General features: G+C 55.1%; 15 protein-coding genes. 7 read left to right on the top strand and 8 right to left on the bottom strand.

The annotated features are described in order from the left end of the window. Positions 1-89 precede the first annotated feature (89 nt). Complete coding sequence (gene pyk, locus HYQ67_RS00710) at positions 90-1,532, top strand: pyruvate kinase (protein ID WP_202300699.1); 1,443 nt, start codon at positions 90-92, stop codon at positions 1,530-1,532. A gap of 306 nt (positions 1,533-1,838) precedes the next feature. Here pyk and lpxM read toward each other — a convergent pair whose 3' ends face one another. The 3 genes from lpxM to znuA form a co-directional block, all read right to left on the bottom strand. Further along, positions 1,839-2,813 (bottom strand): lauroyl-Kdo(2)-lipid IV(A) myristoyltransferase, encoded by a 975-nt coding sequence (gene lpxM, locus HYQ67_RS00715; RefSeq protein ID WP_202300701.1) that lies wholly within the window; start codon positions 2,811-2,813, stop codon positions 1,839-1,841. 130 nt (positions 2,814-2,943) lie between these two features. Continuing rightward, entirely contained in the window at positions 2,944-4,269 is a 1,326-nt protein-coding gene (gene mepM / locus HYQ67_RS00720) for a murein DD-endopeptidase MepM (protein ID WP_202300703.1), read from the bottom strand. A gap of 15 nt (positions 4,270-4,284) precedes the next feature. Next, positions 4,285-5,229, bottom strand: a complete 945-nt coding sequence (gene znuA / locus HYQ67_RS00725; RefSeq protein ID WP_202300705.1) for a zinc ABC transporter substrate-binding protein ZnuA — start codon at positions 5,227-5,229, stop codon at positions 4,285-4,287. Positions 5,230-5,308: 79 nt separating this feature from the next. Here znuA and znuC point away from each other — a divergent pair, with 79 nt between their 5' ends. The 6 genes from znuC (at position 5,309) to HYQ67_RS00755 (ending at position 11,110) form a co-directional block, all read left to right on the top strand. Continuing rightward, positions 5,309-6,064, top strand: a complete 756-nt coding sequence (gene znuC / locus HYQ67_RS00730; RefSeq protein ID WP_202300707.1) for a zinc ABC transporter ATP-binding protein ZnuC — start codon at positions 5,309-5,311, stop codon at positions 6,062-6,064. Next, the gene (znuB, locus tag HYQ67_RS00735; protein WP_202300709.1) at positions 6,061-6,846 is read left to right on the top strand and encodes a zinc ABC transporter permease subunit ZnuB; all 786 of its coding nucleotides are present in this window, start codon (positions 6,061-6,063) and stop codon (positions 6,844-6,846) included. Before znuC ends, znuB begins: the two co-directional genes overlap by 4 nt. Before the next feature lie 315 nt (positions 6,847-7,161). Beyond that, complete coding sequence (gene hpdB, locus HYQ67_RS00740) at positions 7,162-9,849, top strand: 4-hydroxyphenylacetate decarboxylase large subunit (RefSeq protein WP_202300711.1); 2,688 nt, start codon at positions 7,162-7,164, stop codon at positions 9,847-9,849. A gap of 1 nt (position 9,850) precedes the next feature. Continuing rightward, on the top strand, positions 9,851-10,105 hold the full coding sequence (gene hpdC / locus HYQ67_RS24340) for a 4-hydroxyphenylacetate decarboxylase small subunit (RefSeq protein ID WP_202300713.1): 255 nt from the start codon (positions 9,851-9,853) through the stop codon (positions 10,103-10,105). 66 nt (positions 10,106-10,171) lie between these two features. Continuing rightward, positions 10,172-10,303 (top strand): 4Fe-4S cluster-binding domain-containing protein, encoded by a 132-nt coding sequence (locus tag HYQ67_RS00750; protein ID WP_202300715.1) that lies wholly within the window; start codon positions 10,172-10,174, stop codon positions 10,301-10,303. 18 nt (positions 10,304-10,321) lie between these two features. Beyond that, positions 10,322-11,110, top strand: coding sequence for a glycyl-radical enzyme activating protein (locus tag HYQ67_RS00755; RefSeq protein ID WP_202300716.1), 789 nt, complete (start codon positions 10,322-10,324; stop codon positions 11,108-11,110). A 45-nt stretch (positions 11,111-11,155) separates the two neighbouring features. Here HYQ67_RS00755 and ruvB read toward each other — a convergent pair whose 3' ends face one another. From ruvB to nudB, 5 genes are all read right to left on the bottom strand, one after another. Further along, positions 11,156-12,166 (bottom strand): Holliday junction branch migration DNA helicase RuvB, encoded by a 1,011-nt coding sequence (gene ruvB, locus HYQ67_RS00760; protein ID WP_202300717.1) that lies wholly within the window; start codon positions 12,164-12,166, stop codon positions 11,156-11,158. A 21-nt stretch (positions 12,167-12,187) separates the two neighbouring features. Beyond that, entirely contained in the window at positions 12,188-12,799 is a 612-nt protein-coding gene (gene ruvA, locus HYQ67_RS00765) for a Holliday junction branch migration protein RuvA (RefSeq protein ID WP_202300718.1), read from the bottom strand. 72 nt (positions 12,800-12,871) lie between these two features. Further along, positions 12,872-13,393, bottom strand: a complete 522-nt coding sequence (ruvC, locus tag HYQ67_RS00770; protein ID WP_202300719.1) for a crossover junction endodeoxyribonuclease RuvC — start codon at positions 13,391-13,393, stop codon at positions 12,872-12,874. 43 nt (positions 13,394-13,436) lie between these two features. Then, entirely contained in the window at positions 13,437-14,180 is a 744-nt protein-coding gene (locus tag HYQ67_RS00775; RefSeq protein WP_202300720.1) for a YebC/PmpR family DNA-binding transcriptional regulator, read from the bottom strand. 23 nt (positions 14,181-14,203) lie between these two features. After that, entirely contained in the window at positions 14,204-14,647 is a 444-nt protein-coding gene (gene nudB, locus HYQ67_RS00780) for a dihydroneopterin triphosphate diphosphatase (RefSeq protein ID WP_202300721.1), read from the bottom strand.

The following is a 14,647-nucleotide window of genomic DNA, read 5'->3' on the forward strand; positions in this document are numbered from 1 at the left end:
GTTGTCTTTTCGCGCTTTTTGGCGCCCCCCGACATACCGAGTTTTTTGTTCACGCAACACCAAAGTTGTTTCAGTCAACGGAGTAATACATGTCCAGACGGCTACGCAGAACCAAAATCGTTACCACCTTAGGCCCAGCAACAGACCGCGACAATAATCTGGAAAAGATTATCGCCGCCGGTGCCAACGTGGTACGCATGAACTTCTCCCACGGCTCAGCTGAAGATCATCAGCTGCGGGCGGATAAAGTTCGTGAAATTGCCGCAAAACTGGGTCGTCATGTCGCTATTCTGGGCGATTTGCAGGGTCCAAAAATTCGTGTCTCCACCTTCAAAGAAGGCAAAGTCTTCCTCAATATTGGCGACAAGTTCCTGCTCGATGCCAACCTGGGTAAAGGTGAAGGCGATAAAGAACGCGTTGGCATCGACTATAAAGGTCTGCCCGCCGACGTGGTCACCGGTGACATCCTGCTGCTGGATGATGGCCGCGTGCAGTTAAAAGTGCTGGAAGTTCAGGGCATGAAAGTGTTTACCGAAGTGACCGTCGGTGGCCCGCTTTCCAACAATAAAGGCATCAACAAACTCGGTGGTGGCCTCTCCGCAGAAGCGCTGACCGAAAAAGACAAAGCCGATATCCTGACCGCAGCAAAAATTGGCGTCGACTATCTGGCCGTCTCCTTCCCACGCTGTGGTGAAGACCTGAACTATGCTCGTCGTCTGGCGCGTGACGCAGGCTGCGATGCAAAAATTGTCGCAAAAGTAGAGCGTGCGGAAGCCGTCTGCGACGAAGCGGCGATGGACGATGTGATTCTGGCCTCTGACGTTGTCATGGTGGCCCGCGGTGATCTGGGCGTTGAGATTGGCGACCCTGAGCTGGTTGGCATTCAGAAAACACTTATCCGCCGCGCGCGTAAGCTCAACCGTGCGGTGATCACCGCGACCCAGATGATGGAGTCGATGATCACTAACCCAATGCCAACCCGTGCAGAAGTTATGGACGTGGCGAACGCCGTGCTGGACGGCACCGATGCGGTAATGCTGTCAGCGGAAACCGCTGCGGGCCAGTACCCGGCTGAAACCGTGGCCGCCATGGCTCGCGTTTGCCTGGGTGCGGAAAAAATCCCAAGTATCAACGTTTCCAAACACCGTCTGGACGTGCAGTTCGACAACGTTGAGGAAGCGATAGCCATGTCGGCGATGTACGCGGCAAACCACCTTAAAGGGGTTACCGCCATCATCACAATGACCGAATCTGGGCGCACCGCACTGATGACCTCCCGTATCAGCTCCGGCCTGCCAATTTTCGCTATGTCCCGCCATGAGCGCACGCTGAACCTGACTTCGCTGTATCGTGGCGTCACGCCGGTACATTTTGACAGCGCAAGCGACGGCGTTGCCGCAGCCAGCGACGCGGTGAACCTGCTGCGTGATAAAGGCTATCTGATGTCCGGCGATCTGGTTATTGTTACCCAGGGTGACGTCATGAGCACCATCGGCACCACCAATACCACGCGTATTCTTTGCGTCGAGTAACGAATTGTGTCGCAAAAAAAGGGGCCTTTCGGCCCCTTTCTTATTTCTGGTTTTGTAGGGTGGATAAGCGAAGCGCCATCCACCATTAATAGCTGCCGTGTCGGATGACGCTACGCTTATCCGACCTACAAGAGATGTTTGTCATCCATTTAGGGTGCTTCCGGCCCCTTTCTTATTTCTGGTTTTGTAGGGTGGATAAGCGAAAGCGCTATCCACCATCGATAGCTGCTGTGTCGGATGACTCTACGCTTATCCGATCTACAAGAGATGTTTGTCATCCATTTAGAGAGCTTTCGGCCCCGTTTCTTATTTCTTAGGGTAGAGCTCTTGACGCTTATAGGGTTGAATCTCACCCTCTTTCCGCGTCTTCAGCAGCTTCAGTATCCAGGTGTACTGTTCCGGATTCGGGCGGACAAAAATTTCCACCTCCTCGTTCATCCGGCGCGCTATACGGTTGTCGTCAGCGTCTGCTAAATCATCCATTGGCGGGCGGATAAAGATATCCAGCCGATGCGTTTTGCTGTTATAGACCGGGAAGAGCGGGACAACGCGCGCGCGACAGACCTTCATCAGGCGGCCAATAGCGGGCAGCGTCGCTTTATAGGTCGCAAAGAAATCCACGAACTCGCTGTGTTCCGCACCATGATCCTGGTCCGGGAGATAGTAGCCCCAGTAACCCTGACGCACTGAACTGATAAACGGTTTGATGCCGTCGTTACGGGCGTGCAGCCGGCCACCAAAGCGGCGGCGAACGGTGTTCCACACATAATCAAAAAGGGGGTTGCCCTGATTATGGAACATTGCCGCCATTTTCTGCCCTTCAGAGGCCAGCAGCATGGCAGGAATATCCACGCCCCAGCCGTGCGGCACCAGGAAGATCACATTCTCCCCGTTGGCCTTCAGCTCATCGATAATCTCTTTGCCGTGCCAGTCCACACGCTGCATGACTTTTTTCGGGTCGCGCAGCCCCAGCTCGGCCATCATCACCATCGCCTGAGGGGCGGTGGCAAACATGTCGTCAATAAGCGCTTCGCGTTCCGCTTCCGACATGTCAGGGAAGCAATAAAGCAAATTGATCTGTGCGCGGCGGCGCGCGCTTTTACCAAAGCGGCCGGCAATTCGCCCTGCTTTGCCCAGTAACGGGTCACGCAACGAAGGAGGCAGCAGCGCAAGCCCTGCAAAAGCACCGACGCCAAGCCAGGCTCCCCAGAAGCGCGGGTGCCAGAATGCTTTCTGAAACTCAGGAATGAATTCGCTGTGACTTTTTTTTGCTTTTTCCATGCAGATTCTCAGTACGCATCAAATCATTGATGTATGAATGTAGAAGTAGTTTAGCGGTGCAAGTGCCGCCAGACAAAAGAAAAAGCCGGTTACGCTGAACCGGCTTTCATATTATGCAAATCGAGAAGGGTTAATCGAAACGCAGCTGCGGGGTCACTTCGCGTACCTGAGCCAGGTACTCACGACGATCTTTACCCGTTAACCCTTCTGTACGTGGCAGCTTCGCCGTCAGCGGATTAACCGCCTGCTTATTGATCCACACTTCATAGTGCAGATGCGGGCCAGTAGAACGACCTGTGTTGCCAGAAAGCGCGACACGGTCACCGCGCTTCACCTTCTGACCGGGTTTCACCAGCAGCTTTTTGAGGTGCATATAGCGAGTGGTGTAAGTACGGCCATGGCGGATTGCTACGAAATAACCTGCCGCTCCGCTACGTTTCGCGACGACCACCTCACCATCGCCCACGGCCAGTACAGGTGTACCCTGCGGCATGGCAAAATCGACACCCTTATGCGGCGCTATACGTCCGGTTACCGGGTTTAGACGACGCGGGTTGAAGTTAGAGGAGATACGGAACTGCTTCACGGTAGGGAAACGCATAAAGCCTTTCGCAAGCCCTGAGCCGCTGCGGTCGTAGAATTTACCGTCTTCCGCGCGGATAGCGTAATAATCTTTGCCGCTGCTGCGCAGGCGTACACCCATCAGCTGGCTTTGCTCACGTTTACCGTCCAGCATTTCGCGGGACATCAGAACGGAGAACTCATCGCCTTTTTTCAGCTTGCGGAAATCCATCTGCCACTGCATGGCTTTAATGACAGAGCTGATTTCAGCGCTGGTCAGGCCCGCATTTTTCGCACTGCTGACAAAGCTGCCGCCAACGGTGCCTTTCAGCACGCTGTTCACCCAGTCGCCCTGCTGCATTTCGCTGCTGAACTTGAAGGTATTGCCGGAACGGTCGTAGGTACGAGTTTCACGACGTGACATTTCCCAGGTCAGACGCTGTAGCTGGCCTTCGTCGGTCAATGTCCAGGAGATTTGCTGGCCGATTTTCAGGTTACGCAGGTCTTTATCAACCGCTGCAAGCTGGCTGATTTCGCCCATGTCGATACCATACTGATTCAGAATGCTGCTCAGCGTATCGCCCGTTGAAACGACGTACTCATGCACGCCAGCTTCACCGGCGGTTTTGTCATCCAGTTCATCCTGTGGGATGGCGTCATCGTCACCATCAGGCGTGGCCTGATCGATAGGCTCACTGGCCTCCGGCAGCAGTGAATGAATCTCACTTTTTTTCAGCTCGATGGTTTTAATGACGGGACTGGCTTCGTGGTGGTAGACATAGGGCCGCCAGACGGCGACCGCTAAAGTAAGAACTGTAAGCGACCCCAGCATAACGCGATGGGGTCGGGACAGATTATCAAACGCCAGAGCGACAGAGCGGGCTATCTGTTGCACGTATTCACTTCCTCGTTAATCTCCTTTCAGGCAGCTCGCATACTGGTTCGCAAGGCCGGTCAAAAACTGCATGTAGCTGTCTTTGCCAGGCGCGACCTCGATTCCCAGAGGATCTAACGTGCCGGAGCGAACGCTGGTACCTCTGGCTACGGCATGGATGACCGCTGGCCTGAACTGTGGCTCAGCAAAAACGCAGACCGCTTTGTGCTCAACCAACTGTGTTCTGATCTCATGTAAACGCTGCGCACCAGGCTGGATTTCAGGGTTAACGGTAAAATGGCCTGACGGCGTCAATCCGTAATGTTTTTCAAAGTAGCCATAGGCGTCGTGAAAAACGAAATACCCTTTACCTTTCAGCGGTGCGAGCACGGTACCAACCTGCTTGTCGGTGCGGGATAAAGCGGACTCGAAATGCTGCAGGTTGGCGTCTAATTGGGCTTTCTTCGCGGGGATAAGTTCCACTAATTTATCGTGGATTGCAACCGCCGACAGGCGCGCTATCTCAGGGCTAAGCCAAATATGCATGTTGTATTCACCATGATGGTGATCGTCGTCACGTTTTTGCTCCGAAGCGTCATGGCCACCGTGGTCGTGGTCATCCTCATCGCTGCCTTTCATGAGCAGCGGTTTCACGCCATTGAGCATGGCCAGCGTCAGCTGCTTCTGTGCCGGTAACTGGCCGACAGACTTTTGCATAAAGGCCTCCATTTCAGGCCCTACCCAGACAACTAAGTCCGCGCCCTGTAAGCGTTTTACATCCGAAGGACGCAGTGAATAATCATGCTCAGATGCGCCATCAGGAAGCAAAACCTCGGTAGGCGTCACGCCGTCAGCAATAGCTGAAGCGATAAAGCCCAGTGGTTTAATAGAAGCCACGACCGCCGCCTGGGCGGGTAAGATTGCCATGCCCCAGAGCGCAGCAGAAAGTCCAGCGAAAAGAAATATTTTTTTATGTAACATAATGCGACTTATCATCGTAGTGGTTGCGAGGAGTGTGATATTATAACATTCGCTAACTTCTGCAACCCCTGAAATTGCCATGACAAATTTAGTCTCACTGGAAAATATCTCCGTTTCGTTCGGGCAGCGCCGCGTGCTGTCTGATATTTCGCTGGACCTGAAACCAGGCCGCATCCTCACCCTGCTGGGCCCTAACGGCGCAGGGAAATCTACGCTCGTTCGCGTGGTGCTGGGTCTGGTAGCTCCTGATGAAGGGGTGATCAAGCGGGACCGCGATCTGCGTATCGGCTACGTACCGCAAAAGCTACATCTCGACGCTACGCTGCCGCTAACGGTCAACCGTTTTATGCGGCTGCGTCCGGGCGTGAAGAAAAGCGATATTTTGCCCGCGCTGAAACGCGTGCAGGCGGCACATCTGGTTGATGCTCCGATGCAAAAGCTCTCCGGCGGTGAAAACCAGCGCGTCCTGCTGGCCCGCGCGTTGCTGAACAGCCCGCAGCTGCTGGTGCTGGATGAGCCGACCCAGGGCGTTGACGTCAACGGCCAGCTGGCGTTGTATAACCTGATTGACCAGCTTCGCCATGAGTTGGACTGCGCCGTGCTGATGGTCTCGCACGATTTACATCTGGTGATGGCAAAAACGGACGATGTGCTGTGCCTCAACCATCATATCTGCTGTTCCGGCACGCCTGAAGTTGTCTCTATGCACCCTGAGTTTATCTCGATGTTTGGCCAGCGCGGTGCCGAACAGCTGGGGATATATCGCCACCACCATAACCACCGTCACGATCTAACCGGACGCATTATTCTGCGCAGAGGGAATGGCCAGCCATGATTGAACTGTTATTACCCGGCTGGCTTGCCGGCATGCTGCTTGCCTGTGCGGCAGGCCCCTTAGGCTCGTTCGTCGTCTGGCGTCGTATGTCCTATTTTGGCGATACCCTCTCCCATGCCTCGCTGCTCGGCGTGGCATTTGGCCTGTTGCTGAACGTCAACCCTTTCTATGCGGTCATCGCGGTGACGCTGCTGCTGGCAATCGGACTGGTATGGCTGGAGAAGCGCCCTCACCTTGCGATTGATACGCTGCTGGGAATTATGGCGCACAGTGCGCTGTCGCTGGGTCTGGTGGTCGTTAGCCTGATGAAGAACGTGCGTGTCGATCTGATGGCGTACCTGTTTGGCGACCTGCTGTCGGTCACCATGCCGGATCTGATTTCCATAGGCCTTGGCGTGGTGGTTGTGGTGGGCGTGCTGCTCTGGCAGTGGCGTAATTTATTGTCGATGACCATCAGCCAGGATCTGGCCCACGTTGACGGCGTAAACCTGCAGCGGACAAAAATGCTGCTGATGCTGGTCACGGCGCTGACCATTGGCGTGGCGATGAAGTTTGTCGGGGCATTAATTATCACTTCCCTGCTGATCATCCCGGCCGCCGCCGCCAGAAGATTTGCCCGTACGCCGGAGCAAATGGCAGGCATTGCGGTCATTGTTGGCATGCTGGCAGTCACCGGCGGGCTGACCTTCTCGGCGTTTTACGACACGCCTGCGGGTCCTTCGGTCGTGCTGTGCGCTGCGGCATTGTTCGTGGTGAGTATGATGAAGAAGACGGCGGCATAACGGCTGCGCGACCGGTCAGTTTAGATCGCTTTCCCCCTCTCCCAAGGTTCCCGGCGTATTTGTCGGGAACTTATATATAAAAAATAAAGTCACCCTTTGTAAATGAGAATGTAAATACAAATGATTTACGGCTACGGAACAACTCTCATTAACTCATCCTATTGATATAAAACAAAAATATAGACAATTCAATTTTGCTTTTTCAGCAAACGGGAGGAACATGCTTAGCAGGCTATCTAATTTACCAGCAGATAGACTGAGGGATTATTACGAGGGACGAGGGCCGCAGGCCAATCTAGCAAAAAGGCATATTTCATGGACGCCAGTAAACTGCACGTGGTGGAAGACCACGATTTATCTGTACCCCCATTAAGCAACAACGCTTCAGCAAATAAAGACAATCCTCATCCGCGTGCGAAGGCACTGCGCGATATCTATTTTAAAACCCTGTCATCCGTAGATACGGAATTCCCCTACTGGTACACCCGCAGGTGGGATGAACTAGCCGATGACGTCACTATCGTTCGGCGGGCGGAAGCGCTGAAATGCGCCTTCTCACATCTGACCCCCAATATCTTTCCGGGTGAAAAACTGGTCATGCAGAAGACCGCTTATTATCGCGGCTCTTTCCCAATGCCCTGGCTTTCCGAGAGCTTTTTCCTCGCGAACTCGGATTCGTTAACCGCTCGCGTTGATAACGGTTCGGACAGTGCTGGCAAGCTCTCTCAGTTTGGCGGTGGCGGCGGCAATGTCACCAAAAGCGAAGGAAATATCATTTCTATCGCCGGCAAGTTTGGTATTCGGGCAGAGGAAACGGCATCGCTGATTACCCTTGCGAAGGCATGGGCAGGCCGTTCGATAGAAGCTCTGGGACACAAGTACGAAATGCATCTCCCGGATTACCAGACCAAAGAAAACATCATGAAGTCCGTCATCTGCATGTTTGATTCGGGGTATACCATTCCGCAGGGGCACGAAGTCGTTAACTACTATTACCCGTTGCAGTTTGGCCTGGATGGTATCAAAGACATCGCCGGACAGCGCCATGACCAGACCGCCGGTAATGCAGACGGCGACGGCATTATCGGTATGGATCGGCTCTATTATTACGACGCCGTACGAATACTTATCGAAGGATTGCAGAGCTGGATCCACAACTACGAACACCATGCGCGCGAACTGGCGGTGCAGAGTAAATCCGCGCACCAGTCTCAGGAATATCTGGAAATTGCGGACTGCCTGGCATGGGTTGCCCATCACCAGCCCCGCACGTTCCGTGAAGCCCTGCAGCTTAGCTATATTCTGCATCTGGCAACGTTAAATGAGGATGCGGCATCGGGTATGTCGCCCGGTCGCCTCGGACAAATCCTCTGGCCGTGGTATGAACAGGATATTGCCGCGGGACGGCTGGACGAAGACGAAGCGCTGGAGCTCTTACAGCTCTACAGGGTTAAGCTTACCTGCGTTGACTGCTTCGCCTCAACCGGCGTTGTAGGCGGTGTCCTTTCGGGAAACACCTTTAATAACGTGGTGCTGGGCGGCCTGAAAAAGGATGGGTCCTCCGCTGTAAACCGCCTTGAGGAGTTAATCATAGAGGCGGGGATACGCTGTCAGACTCCGCAACCAACCCTCAGCGTGCTTTACGATGAAAAACTCCCCGAATCTTTCCTGCTGCAAGCCATCGAATGCACCAAAACCGGGACCGGCTACCCCGCCTGGATAAACAATCAGGTTGGGATGCAGTTCTTATTAAATCAGTATGCCGCGGAAGGCATGGATCTTCAGGAAGCCCGCGCTATTGCCATTGGTGGCTGCCTGGAAACTTCCCCCGGATCTTTCCTGCCACTGACGCTAAACGGCAAAGCTTATGATATCCCCGGTGGTTCTGGGCAGACCGCAGCGACGGGCGTTCACTTCCTTGCCAACCCGAAAATACTCGAACTTGTACTCACCAACGGCCTGGATAAACGTACCGGTATCCAGGTTTATGCCCCGCACAACCAACAGCTGGAAACCTTTGAGCAGCTCTGGCAGCAGTTCACCCGTTATTACGAGTTAACCTGCGATGTGGTAGCGAAAGCCAATAATATCCAGATGGATATCTGGCGGAAAAATAACATGTCGGTGGTGAACTCCATCCTGAAGCCCGACTGTCTGCAAAGCGGCAGACATATTGGTCAGATGGGCTATCGCTACAACGCGACCTACAACATTGAAAGCTGCGGCACCATTACGTTGATTAACTCCCTTGCGGCGATCAAACAAGTCGTTTACGACGCGCAGAACTATTCGCTGGAAGAACTAACTGACGCACTGATCAACAACTTCGGTTATCAGACCGCGGAGGAAAGCGGCTGTTACTCAATGGCTGAGCAACGTAAAGCGAATACTTCCGGCTGCTACGAGGACATTTATGCCGCCTGTCTCGGCGCGCCAAAGTATGGCAATAACGATGCTTTCGCCGACGACATTCTTAAATTGTACGAAGAGTGGTTCTGCTCTATGGCCCGGACATTCGAATCGCTTTACGGCAAAAAAATGTACGGCTGCCAGATATCCGTTTCCACCCACGGGCCGCAGGGCGCAAGTACGCTGGCTAGTGCAGATGGCCGACTGGCAGGGACAACCTACTCTGACGGCTCCATGTCCTCGTATCCGGGCACAGACCGCAACGGCCCTTATGCCCTGTTCCGCTCGGCAACGGTCTGGGATCACAGCCAGTCGCAAAACTCGCAGATGAACCTCAAGCTTCATCCAACGCTGGTTAGCGGCAACGCGGGCTCCCGCAAGCTGCTTGAGCTGACCCGCAATTATCTGCGTAAGGGGGGATTCCACATTCAGTACAACGTGGTCGATTCCCGGACGTTGCGTGACGCCCAACAGCATCCTGACAACTATCGCGAGCTGATGGTTCGGGTTGCCGGATTTACCCAGTACTGGTGCGAAATTGGCAAGCCTATTCAGGACGAAGTTATTGCCAGAACAGAATATGAGGAGCTCTAAAATGACACAATCTAACCACGCTCAATGCAACCATTTTTGTCCTGTCGATGTGGCAAAAGGCCTCTGCCGGTTAAGTGGCGAAATGGTCATGACGGACTCGCCAACATGCAGCGATTTTTCGGAAAAGCCCCGCTGCGCCCACTGTAGCCATTTTTCTGTCCAGGCAGCAACAGGCCACTGCGCGGGTCGCCCAAGACCTTATTGGGTAGATGCCAATACCAATGCCGCTTTGTGCGAAACCTTTAAACACCGCTAGGCGTTAGCGTATCTTAAAGCCCGCGCGCCTCATCCTGCGGGCTTTTTCACGCGCGGAGGAGTCCTTATGGATCATTCATCTGGTCTTATTTTTGATATTCAAAGCCACTCTATTCACGACGGCCCCGGTAATCGGACAACCATTTTTATGAAGGGTTGCCGCCTGGCCTGCCTCTGGTGCGCCAACCCGGAAAGCTGACAGGCACACGAGCAGCTGATGTTCAGCGAAACACGCTGTCAAGCAGACCGGGGATGCACGCGCTGTCTGGATCGCTGCCCGCATCAGGCACTCACTATCAGCGATGGAAAAGTAACGCTGGCGCATGCCCATTGCCGGGTTTGCAAAGAACTCAGCTGTACCGACTCCTGTTATCAGGAAGCGCTGAAACGCTGCGGAAAACGGATGACCGTCGGCCAGCTGCTTCAGCGCCTCGAAGATGACCGGGACTTCTGGGGAGAAAACGGCGGCGTCACCTTCAGCGGCGGCGATCCTTTCGCACAGCATAACTTTCTCGAAACGCTGGCTCAGCGCTGCCAGAAACTCGGAATTCATACCGCCATCGAGACAGCGGCGTTTATTCGTACGGACATTTTTTTGCAGGTTATGCAGTGTATCGATTTCGCCTTTGTGGACGTTAAGCATATGGATAGCCAGCGTCATCATCAGTGTACCGGCGTTGAAAATGAGCTGATCCTGCACAACATCCAGACGCTTCTCCGCAGCAGCTGGTCGGGGAGGCTGGTGCTACGTGGCCCCGTCATTGCCGGTTTTAACGACGATGAGGAAAATATGCAAAAACTGGCGGCTTTTATGAAGCAGGCTGGCGCGCAGGAGATTAATCTGCTGCCCTTCCACCGTCTGGGCGAATCCAAGTGGCAGCAGACGGGGAAAGACTATCCGGTGCGGGAGTGGCATGCGCCTGATGAACAAAAAATGGCAGGCTTAGCCGCGCTGTTTTCAGGCAGAGGTTTGCGCTGCTACGTTGGCAGCGAAACGCCATTTTGAAGTGTTAGCCACCGGGGCAAGGGAATATTCCCCGGTGAGCCGAATTCAGGGCAGCGCCGGCGGCACAATGCCGAAGTGGCTCCAGGCGCGAGGCGTTGCCATGCGGCCACGCGGAGTACGCTGTAAAAAGCCCTGCTGGATGAGGAACGGTTCCAGCACGTCCTCGATGGTTTCACGCTCTTCACCGATGGCTGCCGCCAGGTTATCCAGCCCTACCGGGCCGCCGAGAAACTTATCGATCACCGCCAGCAGCAGCTTGCGGTCCATATAGTCAAAGCCTTCGGTATCCACGTTCAGCATATCCAGCGCCTGGGCGGCGATTTCTGCGCTGATGGTGCCGTCGTGACGGACTTCCGCAAAGTCACGCACACGGCGCAGCAGGCGGTTGGCGATACGCGGCGTGCCGCGCGCGCGTTTAGCCACTTCGAACGCGCCGTCTTCGCTCATCTCAAGCCCCAGCACGCTGGCGCTGCGCCCGACGATGTGCTGGAGATCTTTGACCTGATAAAACTCCAGCCGCTGCACTATGCCGAAGCGGTCGCGAAGCGGGGATGTCAGGGAGCCTGCGCGCGTGGTTGCGCCAATCAGCGTGAACGGAGGGAGATCGATTTTGATGGAGCGGGCCGCCGGGCCTTCGCCGATCATGATATCCAGCTGGTAGTCTTCCATTGCCGGATAGAGCACTTCCTCTACGACCGGCGAAAGACGGTGGATCTCATCGATGAACAGCACGTCGTGCGGTTCAAGGTTGGTGAGCATTGCGGCCAGGTCCCCTGCTTTCTCCAGCACCGGGCCGGAAGTGGTACGCAGGTTAACGCCCATTTCGTTAGCGACGATGTTGGCCAGGGTCGTTTTACCCAGCCCCGGCGGACCAAATATCAGCAGATGATCGAGCGCATCCCCGCGCAGCTTCGCCGCCTCAATGAAGATTTCCATCTGCGAGGTGACCTGCGGCTGGCCGACGTAATCCGCCAGCATTCGCGGACGGATCGCCCGGTCAATCAGCTCGTCCGGGGTGATGGTGTCCGGGGATACCAGACGGTCTGCTTCAATCATCCTTTATCTACCTCAGGAGCGCTACAGTGCGGCACGGAGTGCTTCGCGGATCAGGGTTTCGCAATCGGCACCGGCGCGGCCCACTTTGCTGACCATACGGCTTGCTTCCTGAGGTTTATAGCCCAGAGACACCAGCGCGGCAACCGCTTCCTGCTCGGCGTCGTCCGTCGCCCCGCTTTCAGGCGAGGTCAGCACCAGATCGGCCGCCGGAGTAAAGAGGTCGCCGTGCATGCCTTTGAAGCGGTCTTTCATTTCGACAATCAGGCGCTCGGCGGTTTTCTTACCCACGCCAGGCAGCTTGACCAGCGAGCCAATTTCTTCACGCTCAACGGCGTTCACGAACTGCTGCGCGGACATGCCGGACAGGATGGCTAACGCCAGCTTCGGGCCAACGCCGTTCACCTTAATCAGCTCGCGGAACAGGGTTCGTTCCTGCTTGTTGTTGAAGCCGTACAGCAACTGGGCGTCTTCACGCACCACGAACTGGGTAAACACCACCGCTTCGTTGCCGGTTTCCGGCAGCTCATAGAAGCAGGTCATCGGCATATGGACTTCATACCCTACGCCACCGACTTCCATTAAAACTAAAGGCGGCTGTTTTTCAAGGATGATGCCTCTGAGTCGACCAATCACGTTATGCTCCTGCGGTTGTGCAAAAAATTAGGCTTATCATATAAGAAAGGCTGGATGAATATCCAGCCCTGGTTATTTTAATCTTCCTCGCGACAGATTCAACCTCGTATCACTCATCTGCATTGAGTTCTGCGTCACGTGGCAGTGCGTGATGGCAATCGCCAGCGCATCCGCCGCATCCGCCTGCGGGTTGGCAGAGAGTTTCAGCAGCGTGCGCACCATGTGCTGCACCTGGCTCTTCTCTGCGCTACCGATGCCGACCACCGTCTGTTTCACCTGGCGGGCGGCATACTCAAATACCGGCAGATCCTGATTTACCGCCGCCACAATCGCAGCGCCGCGGGCCTGGCCTAACTTGAGCGCCGAGTCGGCGTTCTTCGCCATAAAAACGGATTCAATGGCGAAGTATTCCGGCTGAAACTGGGTAATGATTTCGCTCACCCCCGCGTAGATTAGCTTCAGACGCGAGGGTAAGTCGGTTACCTGAGTACGAATACAGCCGCTACCGAGGTAGGTCAGCTGACGGCCGGTCTGGCGGATAACGCCGTAACCGGTGACGCGCGATCCCGGGTCAATGCCGAGAATAATCGCCATCACGCGTCTCCCGTAAACAGGTTAACGGTCACGGACAACGCCATTAAAGGGTTGCCGCCACCTCGTCGGAGATCTCACCGTTGTGGTAAACCTCCTGCACGTCATCGCAGTCTTCCAGCATGTCGATCAGGCGCATCAGCTTAGGCGCAGTCTCTGCATCCATGTCCGCTTTGGTGGACGGGATCATCGAGATTTCTGCTTCGTCGGCTTTCAGGCCAGCGGCTTCCAGCGCGTCGCGCACCGCACCCATATCTTCCCAGGCGGTGAAGACGTCGATTGCGCCGTCGTCGTAGGTCACAACGTCGTCGGCACCGGCTTCCAGCGCGGCTTCCATCACGGTGTCTTCATCTTTGCCAGGGGCATAAGAGATGACGCCTTTTTTGGTGAACAGATAGGCCACAGAGCCGTCAGTTCCCAGGTTACCGCCACACTTGTTGAACGCGTGACGCACTTCCGCCACGGTACGGTTGCGGTTGTCGCTCAGGCATTCCACCATCACCGCAGAACCGCCGGGACCGTAACCTTCATAAATGATGGTTTCCATGTTCGCGTCTTCATCGCCGCCCACGCCACGTGCGATGGCACGGTTCAGGGTGTCGCGCGTCATGTTGTTGGATAACGCTTTATCGATAGCTGCACGCAGACGCGGGTTGGAACCTGCATCCCCGCCGCCCAGACGGGCCGCTGTCACCAGCTCACGGATAATTTTGGTGAAAATCTTACCGCGCTTGGCATCCTGTGCCGCTTTGCGGTGCTTCGTGTTGGCCCACTTACTATGACCTGCCATAACAATCTCCAAAAGCGCCTTTTTCAGGCGGCATCAATGACAAACTCTTCAATCGCCTGCCGGTTGCTCCATGATTTGGTCATGGCCGCCGCCGCTTTGGCGTCGGTCCACTTCCAGGCCAGATGTTCCGTAATGGTTATCTGGCGTTCATGAGGCAGCGCAAGGCAGAACCAGTATTCTGTATTGCGCGTAACGCCCGGCGCGTAGCGATGACGCAAATGTGTAAAAATTTCAAACTCCACACAACGCTGACAGTCGACCATGGCGATCTGCTCGTGAGCAGCATCGATGGCGACCTCTTCATTGACTTCGCGAAGTGCAGCCTGCAGCGCGCTTTCCCCCTCTTCTATGCTGCCGGTAACCGACTGCCAGAAATCAGGGTCGTCGCGCCGCTGTAGCATCAGCACCCGTCCGGTATCCTGCGCGAAAATCACTACCAGTACCGAGACGGGACGCTTAAAGGCCAT

This window comes from Dryocola clanedunensis subsp. sulfonylureivorans, assembly GCF_016756775.1.
Taxonomy (GTDB): domain Bacteria; phylum Pseudomonadota; class Gammaproteobacteria; order Enterobacterales; family Enterobacteriaceae; genus Dryocola; species Dryocola clanedunensis.